We start from the raw sequence: 14,958 nt of genomic DNA, 5'->3' as shown, positions 1-14,958 counted from the left end.
CGTTCGAGAAAACGCGGCGCATTGTATGCGCCGCGTTTTGCTTTGCGTTTTGCCTTTTATGCGCGCGCCGGAAATTCCGCTTCCAGCGCTTCGATCAAATTCGACAGCACGTCGACCCAGTTGCCGCGCTCGGACTGATTGAAGATCCGCATGCCCGGATACCACGGGCTATCAGTGCGCTCGCGCAGCCACCTCCAGCATCCCGCGTAGCGATTGAGCAGCCACACGCGCTTGCCCATCGCCGCGGCGAGATGCGCAACCGACGTATCGACGGCGATCACCAGATCGAGTGGCTCGACAAGCGCCGCCGTGTCGGCGAAATCCGCGATCTCGCTCATCCAGTCGTTCACGTTCGGACGCTGTGCCGCAGTGAGTTCCTTCGACGCGTCGTCCGCTTTCTGCAAGCTGATCCACTGCGCGCGCGGCCACGCGAGCAGACGCTCGACCTGCGCAGGCGCGATGCTGCGCATCCTGTCCATATGCGCGTTGATCTTGCCGCCCGCCCACACGATGCCGATGCGTGGCACACGTTGCGGCGCGACTGCCGCGAGACGCTCGCGCCAGTATGTGGCGCGCTGCGGATCGGCGCGCAGATAGCGCGACGGCGCCGAGCCGAGGTTCTGCAAGCCGATTTCGAGCGCCATCGGCAGAGAGAGCATCGGTGAATAGCAGTCCCATTCGCTCCAGTCGGAGGGTACATCGTCCAGCAGCTGCAACTGCGGATAACGTTCGCCAAACGAATCCTCGAAGAGCCGCCGCAGCGGCTTCGGGCAGTTGAAGCCGATCGTCGCGAAACGGTCGAGCGCGAGCGGGAAGAAGCGGCTGAACTGCAACGCATCGCCGAGTCCCTGCTCGTACACGATGAACAGCCGCGCGTCCCGTTTCGGCGAAGCTTCGCCCAGCCACTGCGGCACAGGCCATTCAGCCGGCCGCGCGCCGCGCTCGCCGCGATTGTTGCCGAGCGCGGCCCAGCGGTATTCGAAATGCGGCCACGCTTCTTCGTATCGCCCGGCCGCGAGCATCATATGGCCGATATTGCTGCGCGCTTCGAGATTCGACGGATCGAGCTCATACGCGCGCCGGTGATGCACGATGGCCGTTTCGACGTCGCCGAGCGCGTTCAGCACGAGCCCGAGGTTGTTGTGCGCGCCGGAGTGCGCCGGGTTCGTTGAGATCACGCTGCGATACGCGTGCTCTGCCGCTTCCATGTCGTCGTTCAGTTGCAGCGCGACGCCGAGATTGAAGGCGAGAATCGACGTATCGATCGACACGGACGGCTCGCTGCGCGCGAGATCGAGCCCGCGTTGCGCGCTCGCCGCGCCCTCGGCAAGCGCGCCCGAACGAATCTGCACGACGCTCAGACTGTTGTAGAAGATGGGATCGGGCCGCGCGCGCAGCGCCTGCTCGATCCAGTGCGCCGCGCCGCCCGGCTCCTTCGCTTCGAGCGCGACGAGGCCGCGCAGATGGAGCGCGCCGGCGTGCCCGGGCTGCGCTTGCAGCACGGCGTCCAGATGCGCGCGCGCCGCGTCGTGGTCGCCCGCGAAAAAGACTTGCTCGGCTGCCGCGTAGCGCTGGTCGATATCTGGCTGGGATGTCATTCGATCATGTCCTTCACCGCGACAAAACTGAGGCTTCGAACCGTCGATACGTCGATTCGGCTCGGGGCTGCAATGATTGCACTGCGCCGCCTGCGAGCTGTGAAGTTGTGTGAAGGCAGAAGCCGCCGCTGTTCAGCTTATCCACTGAAAAATAGGACAAATCCGGGACAGCCGCCGCGTTCGCGGCAATACGTGCCTTGTGGACAGCACGCGACGGCGTAGAATACTGTACATATATACAGTGTCGCCGTCTGCCATGGAACTGCTCAAAAAGCTCGAAATACTCGCCGACGCCGCCAAGTACGACGCGTCGTGTGCGAGCAGCGGCGCGCCACAGCGCAGTTCGCGCGGCGCGGACGGGCTCGGCGCGAGCACGGGCGCGGGCATCTGCCACAGCTTCACGCCCGACGGCCGATGCGTGTCGTTGCTGAAAATCCTGCTGACCAATTTCTGTCTGTACGACTGTCAGTATTGCGTGAACCGGCGCACGAGCAACGTGCCGCGCACGCGTTTCACACCCGAGGAAGTCGTGAGCCTCACGCTCGACTTTTACCGGCGCAATTACATCGACGGGCTGTTTCTCAGTTCCGGCGTGATCCGCTCGTCGAACTACACGATGGAGCAACTGGTACGCGTCGCGCAGTCGTTGCGCGAAGAACATCTGTTTCGCGGGTATATCCATCTGAAAACCATTCCCGATGCCGATCCGCAACTGATCGCGCAAGCGGGCCGTTACGCGGATCGCCTGAGCGTCAATATCGAACTGCCAACCGAAATCAGTCTGGAACGGCTCGCGCCCGAGAAAAGCGCGCGCACGATCCGCCTCGCGATGGGCTCGATTCGCCTCGCCAGCGACGAAGCCGAGAGCGACGCGAAAGCGCCGCGCTTCTCGCCGGCTGGCCAGAGCACGCAGATGATCGTCGGCGCGGACGACACCAGCGACAGCACGATCCTGCAAACGGCCGAAACGCTGTACGGCTCGTACCGGCTCAAGCGCGTCTACTACTCCGCGTTCAGCCCGATTCCCGACAGTCCGACGGCGCTGCCGGCCAAGGCGCCGCCGCTGTTGCGCGAGCATCGTTTGTATCAGGCGGATTTTCTGTTGCGCGGTTACGGGTTTCGCGTTGACGAACTGTTCGACACACCCGGCAATCTCGCGCTCGACATCGATCCGAAGCTCGCGTGGGCGCTGAGTCATCGGGAGAGCTTTCCCGTCGATCTGAATCGCGCGAATGTACGCATGATCGCGCGCGTGCCGGGCATCGGCATGCGCAACGCAAAGCGTCTGGTGGCACTGCGGCGCTCGCGGCGCATCCGCTATCAGGATCTCGTGCAGTTGCGGTGTTCGATGGACAAGACGCGGCCGTTCGTCGTGACAGCCGACTATCGCCCCGCGCACGCCGACCTGTCGACGCAGCGGTTACGTCACGCACTGACGCCGCCGCCGACGCAGTTGTCGCTGCTTTGACACCGGACGCGAAGGCATGCGGGTCATCTCGATCGAGGACAGCTATGCGGCGTGGCGCGAAGCCGCGCTGCAGGCGCTTGCGAGCCGCATTGCGCCCGAGGATATCGACTGGCGTGTAATTGGCGATGACGATCGCGCAACCACGCCCGCGTTGTTCGACGATCACGCGTCTGCGTCCCAGGCAACGACCGCACCCGCCAATGTCCGCATTTCTCGCGAGCTCGGTGAACTGCTGAAGGACGCAGCGCTCTATCGCGACACGGCACGTTGGGCGTTCCTCTACCGCGTGCTCTGGCGATGGCATGACGGCGACCGCTCGGTCGCGTCCGCCGCCGATTGCGACGGCGCGCGCCTGTACAAGATGGCCAAGGCCGTACGGCGCGCGAAGCACGACATGATCGCGTATGTACGTTTCCGGCTGCGCGAGCCCGGCAACGATGCGCCTGCGGCCGATCTGCCCGAGTACGTCGCGTGGTACGAGCCGGAGCACGATGTGCTCGCGTGGTCAGCCGAGCATTTCGCACGCCGCATGGGCCGCTCGACGTGGCTCATCTCGACACCCGATAGCGCCGCGTGGTGGAACGGCAAAACGTTGCGGCTCGAACACCGTCCGGCGTTATCCAGCGACCGTTGCAAGCACACCGCCGACCAAGCCGAAGCGCTCTGGCTCGCCTACTACCGCAGCACATTCAATCCCGCGCGGCTGAACGAGACGGCGCTCGAACAGCACATGCCCGTGCGCTTCTGGAAAGGCCTGCCCGAAGGCCACCTGATTCCGTCGATGATCAGCGAAGCGAAAAGCGGCGCGCAACGGGTCGCGCAGGCGCGCGGCGTCGGCGTGCTGGGCGGCAAGAGCGTGCCTGTCGATGCACATAGCGCGCAACCGGCGCGTCAGCAGCCATCGACGCTCGACGCATGCCGGCGCTGTGAGCTGTGGCGGCACGCGACGCAAGCCGTCGATGGCATCGGTCCCGACGATGCGCGCATCATGCTGATCGGCGAACAGCCTGGCGATCAGGAAGACCTCGCGGGCAAGCCGTTTGTCGGACCAGCGGGCAGATTGCTCGATGTTGCAATCGAGCGTGCGGGGTTGCGGCGCGAACAACTTTATCTGACCAACGCCGTCAAGCACTTCAAGTGGATGCTGCGCGGCAAGCGGCGCCTGCACAAGACTGCTGCGCAGCAGGAAATCGATGCGTGCGGTTACTGGCTCGAACGCGAACTGGAGCGCGTGAAGCCTGCCGTCGTCGTCACGTTGGGCGCGACTGCGTTGACTGCGCTGCTGCACGAGAAAGTCAGTTTGCGCGATTGGATCGAACGGTCGATCGATGTTGACGGCATGCAGGTGATCTCCACGTATCACCCGTCGTTCGCGTTGCGGCAGGAGAATGACGAGGCGCGCGAGCGGGTGCTGGATGCGATCGCTTCTGCATTGGCGCGGGCGCGCGATCTGGCGGACACGGGGCAAGAACGGCGGCACGTATCGCGCTAGTGTTTCGTCAAGGAATGCGCGAGCATTCCTTCATCCAATGGACGGATGCCATGCGAACCCTTCTCCATACCTCGCGGCTGCGCCTCGAACCGTTCGACGAAGCTCATTTCGCCGGGTTGCTCGCGCTCAACTCCGATCCTGTCGTGATGCAATTTCTCGGCGACGGCTCGCCTGCCACGCCGACGGAAGTGCATCAGAGCATCGATACGGCAAAGGCGCGCTGGGAACGGTTCGGCTTTTCGTGGTGGTCGTTCATCAGGCACGACAGCGGCGAGATCATCGGCGCGGGGTGCGTGCAGCACATCGAGAACGAACCGGGTAATCCGGTGGAAGTCGGCTGGCGTTTGAAGCGCGATCACTGGGGACAAGGCTACGCGACGGAAGCCGCGCGAGCGATGATCGGGTTTGCGTTCGATGAACTGTGCCTTGCTTCTATCTATGCGACGACGCATCCGTCGAATGAACGATCGATCAATGTCATGAAGCGGCTCGGGATGCGTAGTGTCGGTTTGCAGCCCTACTACGGGACGTTGGCGGCAACGTATGTGCTGGAGAAGCCGTAAGCCGCAGCCTGCTATCTCAAAATTCGTCCTTTTCCTATGTCCGCCGCTGTCACGCGTCCCTATTCTTGAAGCATCAACAGAGCGCCACTCAACACGATATGGATTGCGCCTGTTATCACCTTCATTGACAGGAGCACATCATGTTTGTCTACTTCCTTCTCAGCCAGTTCAGCCAGTGGCTTCGTTTCGTGGACAAGCCGCGTTGCGGCGCATTTCTCGCAGCATCCGTTGATATCGAAGAACTGGGCAAGAACGCTCAACGATACGATCGGTAAGCGGAATCTCCACGATTTTCCGCCGTGACGCATCACGGCAGAAAGCGCGCTGACACGCCCCAGCACCCCTTCCTGGTCGCACGCTCGATGATCGTCGATCTGGTGGTTACACCCTTGCGGGGACGGGGGCCGCCGCCAGTTCGATGCGCAATTCACTTCGCTGCAACGGACCCTGCTTCAAGCCGCATCTCCACCAGATCAATGCCCGGCGCGTACCCGTCCTTTTCTGAGCGGACAGTTTGAAATCCAAACCGCTCAAAAAAGCCGGCACTGTGCTGGCTGGTGGTCAGCAAAACCGCCGCAGCGTTGTTGCTCGCAAAGATGTGCTCCAGTCGTGCCTTCATGAGGCGACTTCCCAGACCCGCCTTGTGCCCGGTCTTTGCTCACCATTCCCCAACACAAAATAATCTCGTTGGGAGTCGTTCTGCTGGCTGCCCAGCCACCACAGGCCACGACCTCGCCATCCTCTTCAAGCACCAGGTAGGGCCCCGGAAGACGGTTAAGGTATTCAGTGAATTCGACACGCTCCTCCTCGGCAAAAAACTTTGGAATGTTACTGTCGAACAGCTGTTCGCACGCAGCAAGATCGGTGCGCTCAAAAAAACGAATCACCATGCCTAAATAACTCAAAGCGCCGAAAGACACCCGCCGTCTTCCGGCGCGAATTGAATGACAGGCGCAGAGCCGAGTTTTTGATCTCGGCCTGTGCCAGAAGCTATATCACTCCCACTCAATCGTCGCAGGCGGCTTGCCCGAGATGTCGTACACGACGCGATTGATACCACGCACTTCATTGATGATCCGGTTCGACACATGGCCGAGCAGGTCATGCGGCAGATGCGCCCAATGCGCCGTCATGAAGTCGAGCGTCTGGACCGCGCGCAGCGCAACGACATACTCATACGTGCGGCCATCGCCCATTACACCCACGCTCTTCACTGGCAGGAACACGGCGAACGCCTGGCTCGTCAGGTCGTACCACGACTTGCCCGTTTCCTTGTCGATGAAGGTGCGCAACGTTTCGATGAAAATCGCGTCCGCGCGACGCAGCAGATCAGCGTAATCGCGCTTCACTTCGCCAAGAATACGCACACCGAGGCCCGGGCCCGGGAACGGATGGCGATACACCATCGAAGGCGGCAGACCGAGCTTCACGCCCAGTTCGCGCACTTCGTCCTTGAACAGTTCACGCAGCGGCTCGAGCAGCTTCAGATTCAGCGTCTCCGGCAGGCCACCGACGTTGTGGTGGCTCTTGATCGTATGCGCGGCCTTCTTGCCCTTGCCCGCCGATTCGATCACGTCCGGATAGATCGTGCCTTGCGCGAGCCACTTCGCATCCGTCAGCTTGCCGGCTTCCGCCTGGAACACCTCGACGAACTCGGCGCCGATGATCTTGCGCTTCGCTTCCGGATCGGTCACGCCCTTGAGCTTCGACAGGAAGGCTTCGCTGGCGTCGACGTGGATCACCTTCACGCCGAGGTTGTCGGCGAACATCGACATCACCTGCTCGGCTTCGTTCAGGCGCAACAGGCCGTGATCGACGAACACACAGGTCAATTGATCGCCGATCGCGCGATGCAGCAGCGCCGCCGCCACCGACGAATCCACGCCGCCCGACAGACCGAGAATCACATGCTCGTCGCCGACCTGCTTGCGGATGTTTTCGACGGCTTCGTCGATGTAATTGCCCATTTCCCAATCGGGTTTCGCGCCGCAGATCTTCAGCACGAAGCGCTCAAGCATCGCGCGACCCTGCACCGTGTGCGTGACTTCCGGGTGCCATTGCAGGCCGTAGAAGTGGCGCGCCTCATCGGCCATCGCGGCGATCGGGCACGAGTCCGTCGATGCCATCAGCTGGAAGCCCACGGGCATTTCCAGCACCTTGTCGCCGTGGCTCATCCACACCTTCAGCATGCCGTGGCCTTCGGACGTTGCGAAGTCCTGAATGCCGTCGAGGAAGCTGGTGTGGTTGCGCGCGCGCACTTCCGCGTAGCCGAACTCACGCAGATGGCCGGTTTCGACCTTCCCGCCGAGCTGCTCGGCCATCGTCTGCATGCCGTAGCAGATGCCGAGCACGGGCACGCCCGCTTCGAACACCGCTTGCGGCGCGCGCGGCGTGTCGCTCTCGGTCACCGAGTTCGGGCCGCCCGACAGGATGATGCCCATCGGCTTGAATTCGCGGATGAACTCGTCGCTGACGTCGTGCGGATGGATTTCCGACAGCACGTGCGCCTCGCGAATGCGGCGTGCGATCAGTTGGGTGACTTGCGAACCGAAGTCGAGGATCAGGATCTTGTCATGCATGGCAGCGGACTGAATCTAAAAAGAACGGATAGGGAAAGCCGCGCTGGTCGCATCGCGACAGAACGGCGTTGTATTCGAAACGGATTGGCTTGCGCGGCAACGGCGGCCTGAGCGCCGCATCGCTGCGTGCCGTGATCGATAAAAAGCTCGATAGAAGACCTGCGCGCAGACGGATTCCAGTTGTTTCGGCGTTGGGCGTAAGCTTGCGCGGGTCAGCCATGAAACGGCGGCCGGGGTGTGCCCGATTTCGCTTCGGCAGCACGCGCGTCGGCTTCATTGCGCTGGGCTGCTGCGCGTTCACGCGCAGCGGCGTCCTCGTGGGCTTCGGCCCGGCGTTCATGCGCCAGCGCGTCTTCACGCGCGGCCGCGGCCGCTTCGGGCATCGTCGCGCGCGGCGGTTGCGCCGTCAGGCCAGGCTCGACGGGATGCCCCGTCGCCGGACTCACGGGCGTTGCGGCAAGCGTCGGCTCGACATGCGGCCCCGTGGTGGCCGGATAAACCACACCCGTGCGAGCCGCATCACGCTCACGCTCGGCCTTGCGCGCCTCGTTCTCGGCGTCGCGCGCCGCCACACGGTCGGTGCGTTCGGCGGCAGCCGTGCCGGCCAGCCGCTCGCGCCGCTTCACCGCGCTCGAGAGCTTCACCCCGCCCAGACCGATAACGAGCAGTACTACGCCCGTCAGCACCGCCACCAGCTGACCAAACCCGGTCAACTGCGGCGTATGCAGCCCCACCAGCCAGACCAGCATCAGCAAGCCCGTCAGCCAGTTCACATGGCCGACGACCTTGGCCGTCGTCGCCGTCATCGCGCCGTCGATCGACGCATGCAGCGCGAGCCACGCCAGACCGATCAGCGCAATGCCCGCCCCCTGCCCAACCAGCGCAGGGTCTGTCTGCACCAGCTGCAGCGCGTCGTACAGCGATTTCCACGGCGTGAGCAAAAACAACAGCCCAAACGCCAGCAACAACAAGGCATCGATGATCAGTACGGCACGCAGCAGCGGCTTCATCGGCAATTAGTCCACGTGGTAGTTGGGGGCTTCCTTCGTGATCTGGACATCGTGCACATGCGATTCGCGCATGCCCGCCGACGTGATTTCGACGAACGAAGCTTTCTCGTGCAACTCGTCAATCGTGCGGCAGCCGCAGTAACCCATCGATGCACGCACGCCGCCGATCAGCTGGAACAGGATCGCGCCGACCGAGCCCTTGTACGCGACACGGCCTTCGATGCCTTCCGGCACCAGCTTGTCGATGTTCGCGGAGTTGTCCTGGAAGTAGCGGTCAGCCGCGCCGTCCTTCATCGCGCCGACAGAACCCATGCCGCGGTACGACTTGTACTGGCGGCCCTGATACAGGAACACATCGCCCGGCGACTCTTCCGTGCCGGCGAACATGCTGCCCATCATTACGGCGTTTGCGCCTGCTGCCAGTGCCTTGCTGACGTCGCCCGAGAAGCGCACGCCACCGTCAGCGATCACCGGTACGCCCGTACCCTTGAGCGCCGCCGATACGTTGGCGATCGCGCTGATCTGCGGCACGCCCACGCCTGCGACGATACGCGTCGTGCAGATCGAGCCCGGGCCGATGCCGACCTTCACGCCGTCCGCGCCGTACTCGACGAGCGCCTTCGCTGCGTCGGCCGTCGCGATGTTGCCGCCGATCACCTCGACGTGCGGGAAGTTCTTCTTGACCCACTGGACGCGCTCCAGCACGCCCCGGCTATGACCATGCGCCGTATCGACGACGATCACGTCGACGCCCGCCTGCACCAGCAGCGACACGCGCTCTTCGTTGTCCTCGCCGACGCCGACCGCGGCGCCCGCGCGCAGCTTGCCATGCTCGTCCTTACAGGCGTCCGGGTGCTCCGTCTGCTTCGTGATGTCCTTCACCGTCATCAGGCCGCGCAGTTCGAACGCGTCGTTGACGACCAGCACGCGCTCGAGGCGGTGGCCGTGCATCAGCGCTTTCGCTTCGGCGAGCGGCGTGCCTTCCTTGACCGTCACGAGACGCTCGCGCGGCGTCATGATCGTGCGCACGGGCTCGTCCAGACGCGTTTCGAAGCGCAGATCGCGGTTCGTGACGATGCCGATCAGTTGTGCACCTTCGACGACCGGGAAGCCCGAAATGCCATGCTGGCGCGACAGCGCGATCACGTCGCTCACTTTCATTTGCGGCGGAACCGTGATCGGATCGCGCACGACGCCCGATTCAAAGCGCTTGACCTTCGCGACTTCGCGAGCCTGCTCGGCCGGCGTGAGATTCTTGTGGACGATGCCGACTCCGCCCATCTGCGCCATGGCAATGGCAAGGCGAGCTTCGGTAACGGTGTCCATCGCGGCGGACACGAGCGGCATATTGAGGGAGATGTTGCGGGTCAGCCGGGTTTTCAGGCTGGTGTCGCGCGGCAGAACGTCGGAGAAAGCCGGGACGAGGAGCACGTCATCGAACGTGAGTGCTTTTTGGATCAGACGCATGGCAAATCCTATAGGCGCAAAAGCGAATTATACGCGAAACCTTCCGGTTTTCGCTGCACGAACAGTCAGTTAGCGAAATTCTTCAATGTTTTATCGCGTCGAACGACCGTCTGATTTCGCTTCTGCGTTCGGCTCGCGTTCGAACCGGTTTCGTATGCTCGTTCGAACGCATACGCTGCCATTCATCCTTCCAGGCGCGCTTTTCCAGCATAGGCGAAGTGCTGCAAAGTGCAGAATCGAACAAGACGCGAACACGCCCGTCCGGCTATGCTTCGCGCACTTTCAGTTTTTCGATCGGGGCAAGGCAATGCAGCGCGGCGTGGTGTACGGAATGTTGGCGGGAGCGTTATGGGGCATGGTGTTTCTGGTGCCGCGGCTGTTGCCCGATTTTTCGCCCGTGCTGCTGAGCGCCGGCCGCTACGCAATGTACGGCGTCGTGTCGCTGCTGGCCGCGCTGCCTTCCGCACGCTCCCTGATGCGCCGGCTTACGCGTGAAGATCTGAACGCGCTCGTCAAGCTCGCGCTCGCGGGCAATCTGCTCTATTACCTGCTGTTGACGGGCGCCGTGCACCTCGTTGGCATTGCGCCGTCCTCGCTGATCGTCGGTGTGCTGCCCGTCACCGTGACGCTGCTCGGACGGCGCGATCATGGCGCCGTGCCGCTTGCGCGGCTCGCGTGGCCGCTCGCGCTCGTCGTCGTGGGTATCGTGTGCATCAATGTCGATGTGTTCGGCACGGCGGGTGAAACGCCGGGAACAATCGCGAACAAACTGATCGGCATCGCGTGCGCGGTCGGCGCGCTGGCCTGCTGGACGTGGTTCGCCGTCGAAAACGCGCGCTATCTGCAGCGTCATACGCATTTCAGCGGTAACGAGTGGTCGGTGCTGTGGGGCGTCGTGACGGGCCTGCTCGGCGCGCTGCTGTGGCTCGTGGTGGCCGTGCTGCCGTCGTCGGCCGTCGATACGTCGCATGTTGACACCCGCTGGCATCTGTTCTGGCTGCTGAACCTGGGGCTCGCGATCGGCGCATCGTGGCTCGGCAACGGCTTGTGGAACGCGGCGTCCAAGCGTCTGCCGCTGACGCTGTCGGGTCAGTTGATCGTCTTCGAGACGCTGTTCGCGCTGCTCTACGCGTTCATCTACGATCACCGGATGCCCCGTCCGCTCGAAATGGCCGCCATCCTGCTGCTGGTCGCGGGCGTCAGCTGGTCGGTGCGCCAGCACGCTGGCGACGACTCCGACCGCTCGACGCTCGAAGAAAAGGCTCAGGCGGCTGTGCACTAGGCTGCGCCCTGTCGCCGGCAGCAACCTCTCGCTACAAAGCAAAAACGGCACACCGTGTGACACGATGCGCCGTTTGCCATTTGTGCGTCGCACATCAGCGTAACGTCAGCGCGAATCCCTGTGCAGCCACTTACGCCCTTCGACGGATCCTTCCTGACGCGATTTCTCGACGCGCCGCTGCCGCGCGAGCTTTGGATCGACGATCAGCGGCCGGTAGATCTCGACGCGATCATGGTCGGCCAGCACGGTGTCCAGCGGCTTGAGCTTGCCGAACACGCCCGTCTTCTGTTTCGTCAGATCGATTCCGGGATGTTGCGCGAGGATACCGCTCGCGTCGATGGCCTGCCCGAGCGTCGCGCCTTGCGGCAACTGCAGTTCGATCAGCGTCTGCTCGCCCGGCAGCGCGTAGCAGACCTCGATGGTCAGCGTCCTGCTCATGCCTTGCCGTAGCGCTGATCGGCGCGCTTCACGAACGATTCGACGAACGTGTTCGCGATATGGCTGAACACCGGTCCGATGAGTTTCTCCAGCAGAATGTTCGCGAACTCGTAGTGCAGCGCGAACTCGATCTTGCACGCGTCCGCGCGCAGCGGCGTGAAGCGCCAGTAGCCGGTGAACTTCTTGAACGGGCCATCGGCGAAGTTCATGTCGATGCGCGTCGGCCGCTCCTGCGTGTTGTGCGTCGCGAAGTGCTGCTTGATGCCCTTGAAGTTGATGTCGATCTTCGCCTCCATCAGGTTTTCCTCCTGGCGGCGGATTTCGACGCCGCCACACCACGGAAGGAAATTGGGGTAGTCGGCGACATCGGTGACGAGGTCGAACATCTGTTCCGCCGAGTGGCGTATCAACACGGTTTTCTGGACATCTGCCATAAATTGAACAGCGCGTGGCAACAGGGATTGATAAATAGCGAGCGCGTGACAACTGAATGACGCCGCGGCGGGTTTTCGGCGTCCCGCTTTGCTAAAATCGTGATTTTAAACGAGTTGGCCACTTTCCATTCATGAGCATCATCGACAACAGAAAAGCGTTCTACGACTACTCGGTCGAAGAGCGTTACGAGGCGGGGCTCGTGCTGGAGGGCTGGGAAGTCAAGGCGCTGCGCGCCGGGCGTGGCCAGATCAAGGAAGGCTACGTCGTGATCAGGAATGCGGAGCTATTTTTGATCGGCACACACATCAGCCCGCTGCCCGAAGCGTCGACGCACATCAACCCGGACCCGGTCCGTACGCGCAAGCTGCTGCTGCATGCTGAGGAAATCAGCAAGCTGATTGGCAAGGTCGAGCAGCGCGGGTATACGCTTGTGCCGTTGAATTTTCATTACAAGAATGGGCGGGTTAAGTGTGAGATTGGGCTTGCCAAGGGCAAGAAGCAGCACGATAAGCGTGAGACTGAGAAGAAGCGGGATTGGGAGCGGGAGAAGGCGAGGTTGATGCGGACGCCGAGTTGAGGTTTTTTCGGCCTGCGCGGCGCGGTGAGGTTTGAGTTTTTTGCCGCGGCGCTGATGTTCGGTTTTGGGGTTTTGGCCTTTGCGCTGGCATCCGGGTTACGGTATTTGCTGCGCGAGCTTTGGCGCGGTGTGTTTGCCTTTTCGCTGGCATCCGGGCTTTGCCTTTGGGCTTCATGCGCCGCGGTTTGGTTTGCTTGCGTTTTCGCTGGCATCCGCGCTATGCCTTCGTGCTTCACGCGTCGCCCCTGTGCGGGGCGGCACCTACTTTTCTTTGCCGCCGCGTAACTATTCAGCGGTAACCAGAGGCGAAACGACGAATCCGGCAAAGCCCAATGCCAGCGCATCGATCAGCGAACGGTTCTGCTTGCGTAAGGTGGCAAGGTAGGAGCGGATTGTGCAGAACGCCTCCATGCCCGATTCCGAGCGGAAGCACCCGGAGATCTTCTGTTTGAGTTTGGGCATGCGGATATCGCGTTCGGCCTGGTTGTTGTCGAACGGTACGCGGTGATCGGTAATGAAACGCCACACCTCATCGGCATATTTGTGAAGCCGTGTGAGCAGGTTGCAGGTAAAGCTTTGCCTGATCCTGCCGCGGCGTTCCTGGCGCCCGGGCTCACGTGCCTGCTGCGGATTGAGCTTGCGCGCCTGTGCGATCAGGACGCGGCTGCGCCGTGCGTAATAGCGTTGGCGCGCCTGGCTCAGCGCGGTGTTTCCTGACGCCCGACTGAGGTCGACCTCGCGCTTTGCCTGGCAAAGCAGATCAATCATCTGCTGGGCCCAAGGTTGCTGCGTGGACTCCTGGACGAACACCAGTTCGCGCAGATGATGAGCATTGCACAGCGCGTGCTCACACTCATAGCCGGCATATGGCCGCCAGCCGTCATGGACCGCGATTCCCGTAAAGCCGGGAAGAATGCCGAAGCTGTCCAGCGCCTCGCTGCCGCGCTTGCGGTGCGCGCCATACCAGCTCAACGCGTGCGTCGAGGCGACATGCAGCCAGTGGGACTCGCGCCCCACGCGCATACAGCTCTCATCGAAATGCACTACGGGTTGCCCGCGTAGCGCCTGCTCGATCTGTTCGACCGCCGGCGCCAGTATCTGCGCGGCCTGATCAATGCTGTGCTGGACGGTTCCCGTACCCACATGCAGACCAAACAGGTCTTTTAACGCCTGGGCGGTACGCGCAACCGGCAACTGCTGGTATTGCGTCAGATAGACGGCCGCGGCGCGAATCTGGGGGCCGTACTGAACCGCCTGGCTCACGCCCTTGGGAAATGCGCCCGAGTGATGTTTGCCGCAGCGGCACTGCGCGATCTGCACGCGATGCTCGGTCACCTCAAAGCGCGTGGGCGGCAGATCGATCACCTGACGGCCTTCGGGCAACACGGTGACGCTGGCTGCCGCGATCCGCCTCCTACATGCATCGCACACCCGCGTCACCGGGTGAATCTCGATGTGATCGGGTTGCGCGACGCGTTTGAGCGTCTTGCCCTTGTGCCCCGGTTGCGCGCCAGGCCTGGCGCCGCTCGTGCCGCGCAATGACTTCGGCTTGCGTCTTGGACCATCGCTTGACGGCGGCTTGCTGGAGTTATGACTGTCCTTCTCAAGCTTTGCCTCAAGCTCGTTCAGACGCCTCACCAGATCAACGATGAGTGCGTCCTTCTGCTCCGGTGTCAGGTCCTTGATGTCGGGCATCTTCGTCATGTCCCTCACTATGCATAGCCTGGTAGCAGTTTACAAGCGCTGAATAGTTACGCGGCGGCAAAGAAAAGTAGGCAAAAGAAGGCGGCTCACACCGCCAACATTTGTTCTTGCCTGAGGGCCCCCGAAGGTTCTTACGCTTCACACGGCAACCACGTGACCCACGTTCGTTGCTAACGCTCTTGCGCTGCGCCTCACCCGCTTCACGCACCCGCGCTTCATCATGCCGTGCCAGATATTCCACGGCCGCCCAGGTGGCAAACTGTGTGTAGGCCGTAGTGCCTCACACGCCTCACTTCGGACCGATTGCGCATGCGTTCCACCCTGTAAGAGCGCTGCCCTATACGA

General features: G+C 62.5%; 16 protein-coding genes. 6 read left to right on the top strand and 10 right to left on the bottom strand.

The window, feature by feature from the left end; all coding sequences use genetic code 11:
* Positions 1–56: 56 nt before the first annotated feature.
* Complete coding sequence (locus C2L64_RS06755; RefSeq protein WP_090836009.1) at positions 57–1,598, bottom strand: tetratricopeptide repeat protein; 1,542 nt, start codon at positions 1,596–1,598, stop codon at positions 57–59.
* Positions 1,599–1,854: 256 nt separating this feature from the next.
* Between C2L64_RS06755 and C2L64_RS06750 the strand changes: the two genes are divergently transcribed.
* From C2L64_RS06750 to C2L64_RS55835, 4 genes are all read left to right on the top strand, one after another.
* Positions 1,855–3,066: a putative DNA modification/repair radical SAM protein gene (locus C2L64_RS06750; RefSeq protein WP_090836008.1), complete on the top strand. Its 1,212-nt coding sequence runs from the start codon at positions 1,855–1,857 to the stop codon at positions 3,064–3,066.
* Between the two features lie 16 nt (positions 3,067–3,082).
* Positions 3,083–4,558, top strand: coding sequence for a UdgX family uracil-DNA binding protein (locus C2L64_RS06745; protein WP_090836007.1), 1,476 nt, complete (start codon positions 3,083–3,085; stop codon positions 4,556–4,558).
* A gap of 50 nt (positions 4,559–4,608) precedes the next feature.
* Positions 4,609–5,121, top strand: coding sequence for a GNAT family N-acetyltransferase (locus C2L64_RS06740; RefSeq protein WP_244144591.1), 513 nt, complete (start codon positions 4,609–4,611; stop codon positions 5,119–5,121).
* A 140-nt stretch (positions 5,122–5,261) separates the two neighbouring features.
* Positions 5,262–5,396 carry a hypothetical protein gene (locus tag C2L64_RS55835; protein WP_007750087.1) on the top strand — a complete coding sequence of 45 codons (135 nt, stop codon included), beginning with the start codon at positions 5,262–5,264 and terminating at the stop codon, positions 5,394–5,396.
* 152 nt (positions 5,397–5,548) lie between these two features.
* Here the strand turns inward: C2L64_RS55835 and C2L64_RS56210 are convergent, their stop codons facing one another.
* The 6 genes from C2L64_RS56210 to guaB all read right to left on the bottom strand — a co-directional run bounded on the left by C2L64_RS56210 (position 5,549) and on the right by guaB (position 10,177).
* Positions 5,549–5,740 carry a GNAT family N-acetyltransferase gene (locus C2L64_RS56210; protein ID WP_208525968.1) on the bottom strand — a complete coding sequence of 64 codons (192 nt, stop codon included), beginning with the start codon at positions 5,738–5,740 and terminating at the stop codon, positions 5,549–5,551.
* On the bottom strand, positions 5,652–6,041 hold the full coding sequence (locus tag C2L64_RS06735) for a GNAT family N-acetyltransferase (RefSeq protein WP_208525970.1): 390 nt from the start codon (positions 6,039–6,041) through the stop codon (positions 5,652–5,654). The genes C2L64_RS56210 and C2L64_RS06735 overlap by 89 nt, the downstream gene beginning before the upstream one ends.
* A gap of 75 nt (positions 6,042–6,116) precedes the next feature.
* Entirely contained in the window at positions 6,117–7,700 is a 1,584-nt protein-coding gene (gene guaA / locus C2L64_RS06730) for a glutamine-hydrolyzing GMP synthase (protein WP_090836005.1), read from the bottom strand.
* Positions 7,693–7,920 (bottom strand): hypothetical protein, encoded by a 228-nt coding sequence (locus C2L64_RS06725; protein ID WP_007588242.1) that lies wholly within the window; start codon positions 7,918–7,920, stop codon positions 7,693–7,695. Before C2L64_RS06725 ends, guaA begins: the two co-directional genes overlap by 8 nt.
* On the bottom strand, positions 7,913–8,710 hold the full coding sequence (locus C2L64_RS06720; protein ID WP_090836004.1) for a hypothetical protein: 798 nt from the start codon (positions 8,708–8,710) through the stop codon (positions 7,913–7,915). The genes C2L64_RS06725 and C2L64_RS06720 overlap by 8 nt, the downstream gene beginning before the upstream one ends.
* Before the next feature lie 6 nt (positions 8,711–8,716).
* On the bottom strand, positions 8,717–10,177 hold the full coding sequence (gene guaB, locus C2L64_RS06715; RefSeq protein ID WP_007588238.1) for an IMP dehydrogenase: 1,461 nt from the start codon (positions 10,175–10,177) through the stop codon (positions 8,717–8,719).
* A gap of 307 nt (positions 10,178–10,484) precedes the next feature.
* Between guaB and C2L64_RS06710 the strand changes: the two genes are divergently transcribed.
* On the top strand, positions 10,485–11,459 hold the full coding sequence (locus tag C2L64_RS06710; RefSeq protein ID WP_007588236.1) for a DMT family transporter: 975 nt from the start codon (positions 10,485–10,487) through the stop codon (positions 11,457–11,459).
* Positions 11,460–11,564: 105 nt separating this feature from the next.
* Here C2L64_RS06710 and C2L64_RS06705 read toward each other — a convergent pair whose 3' ends face one another.
* Together C2L64_RS06705 and C2L64_RS06700 are read right to left on the bottom strand one after the other, a co-directional pair.
* Complete coding sequence (locus tag C2L64_RS06705; RefSeq protein ID WP_007588235.1) at positions 11,565–11,897, bottom strand: RnfH family protein; 333 nt, start codon at positions 11,895–11,897, stop codon at positions 11,565–11,567.
* Positions 11,894–12,331, bottom strand: coding sequence for a type II toxin-antitoxin system RatA family toxin (locus C2L64_RS06700; RefSeq protein ID WP_007588234.1), 438 nt, complete (start codon positions 12,329–12,331; stop codon positions 11,894–11,896). The genes C2L64_RS06705 and C2L64_RS06700 overlap by 4 nt, the downstream gene beginning before the upstream one ends.
* Positions 12,332–12,462: 131 nt before the next feature.
* Here C2L64_RS06700 and smpB point away from each other — a divergent pair, with 131 nt between their 5' ends.
* On the top strand, positions 12,463–12,909 hold the full coding sequence (gene smpB, locus C2L64_RS06695; protein WP_007588232.1) for an SsrA-binding protein SmpB: 447 nt from the start codon (positions 12,463–12,465) through the stop codon (positions 12,907–12,909).
* Positions 12,910–13,194: 285 nt separating this feature from the next.
* On the opposite strand, the gene tnpC is transcribed toward smpB, so the two are convergent.
* Positions 13,195–14,613: an IS66 family transposase gene (gene tnpC / locus C2L64_RS06690; RefSeq protein WP_079483617.1), complete on the bottom strand. Its 1,419-nt coding sequence runs from the start codon at positions 14,611–14,613 to the stop codon at positions 13,195–13,197.
* Between the last annotated feature and the right edge of the window lie 345 nt (positions 14,614–14,958).

This window comes from Paraburkholderia hospita (genome assembly GCF_002902965.1).
Classification (GTDB): domain Bacteria; phylum Pseudomonadota; class Gammaproteobacteria; order Burkholderiales; family Burkholderiaceae; genus Paraburkholderia; species Paraburkholderia hospita.
Note: the sequence above shows the minus strand (reverse complement) of the source record. Positions and strands in the feature narration are given on the sequence as shown.

What these genes read in the sequence shown, in the direction of transcription:
- C2L64_RS06755 (WP_090836009.1), bottom strand. Translation starts at nt 1,598, where the DNA reads ATGACATCCCAGCCAGATATCGACCAGCGCTACGCGGCAGCCGAGCAA.
- smpB (WP_007588232.1), top strand. Translation starts at nt 12,463, where the DNA reads ATGAGCATCATCGACAACAGAAAAGCGTTCTACGACTACTCGGTCGAA.
- C2L64_RS56210 (WP_208525968.1), bottom strand. Translation starts at nt 5,740, where the DNA reads ATGAAGGCACGACTGGAGCACATCTTTGCGAGCAACAACGCTGCGGCG.
- C2L64_RS06750 (WP_090836008.1), top strand. Translation starts at nt 1,855, where the DNA reads ATGGAACTGCTCAAAAAGCTCGAAATACTCGCCGACGCCGCCAAGTAC.
- C2L64_RS06740 (WP_244144591.1), top strand. Translation starts at nt 4,609, where the DNA reads ATGCGAACCCTTCTCCATACCTCGCGGCTGCGCCTCGAACCGTTCGAC.
- guaB (WP_007588238.1), bottom strand. Translation starts at nt 10,177, where the DNA reads ATGCGTCTGATCCAAAAAGCACTCACGTTCGATGACGTGCTCCTCGTC.
- C2L64_RS06710 (WP_007588236.1), top strand. Translation starts at nt 10,485, where the DNA reads ATGCAGCGCGGCGTGGTGTACGGAATGTTGGCGGGAGCGTTATGGGGC.
- C2L64_RS06700 (WP_007588234.1), bottom strand. Translation starts at nt 12,331, where the DNA reads ATGGCAGATGTCCAGAAAACCGTGTTGATACGCCACTCGGCGGAACAG.
- guaA (WP_090836005.1), bottom strand. Translation starts at nt 7,700, where the DNA reads ATGCATGACAAGATCCTGATCCTCGACTTCGGTTCGCAAGTCACCCAA.
- C2L64_RS06705 (WP_007588235.1), bottom strand. Translation starts at nt 11,897, where the DNA reads ATGAGCAGGACGCTGACCATCGAGGTCTGCTACGCGCTGCCGGGCGAG.
- C2L64_RS55835 (WP_007750087.1), top strand. Translation starts at nt 5,262, where the DNA reads ATGTTTGTCTACTTCCTTCTCAGCCAGTTCAGCCAGTGGCTTCGTTTC.
- C2L64_RS06720 (WP_090836004.1), bottom strand. Translation starts at nt 8,710, where the DNA reads ATGAAGCCGCTGCTGCGTGCCGTACTGATCATCGATGCCTTGTTGTTG.
- tnpC (WP_079483617.1), bottom strand. Translation starts at nt 14,613, where the DNA reads ATGACGAAGATGCCCGACATCAAGGACCTGACACCGGAGCAGAAGGAC.
- C2L64_RS06725 (WP_007588242.1), bottom strand. Translation starts at nt 7,920, where the DNA reads ATGGCTGACCCGCGCAAGCTTACGCCCAACGCCGAAACAACTGGAATC.
- C2L64_RS06745 (WP_090836007.1), top strand. Translation starts at nt 3,083, where the DNA reads ATGCGGGTCATCTCGATCGAGGACAGCTATGCGGCGTGGCGCGAAGCC.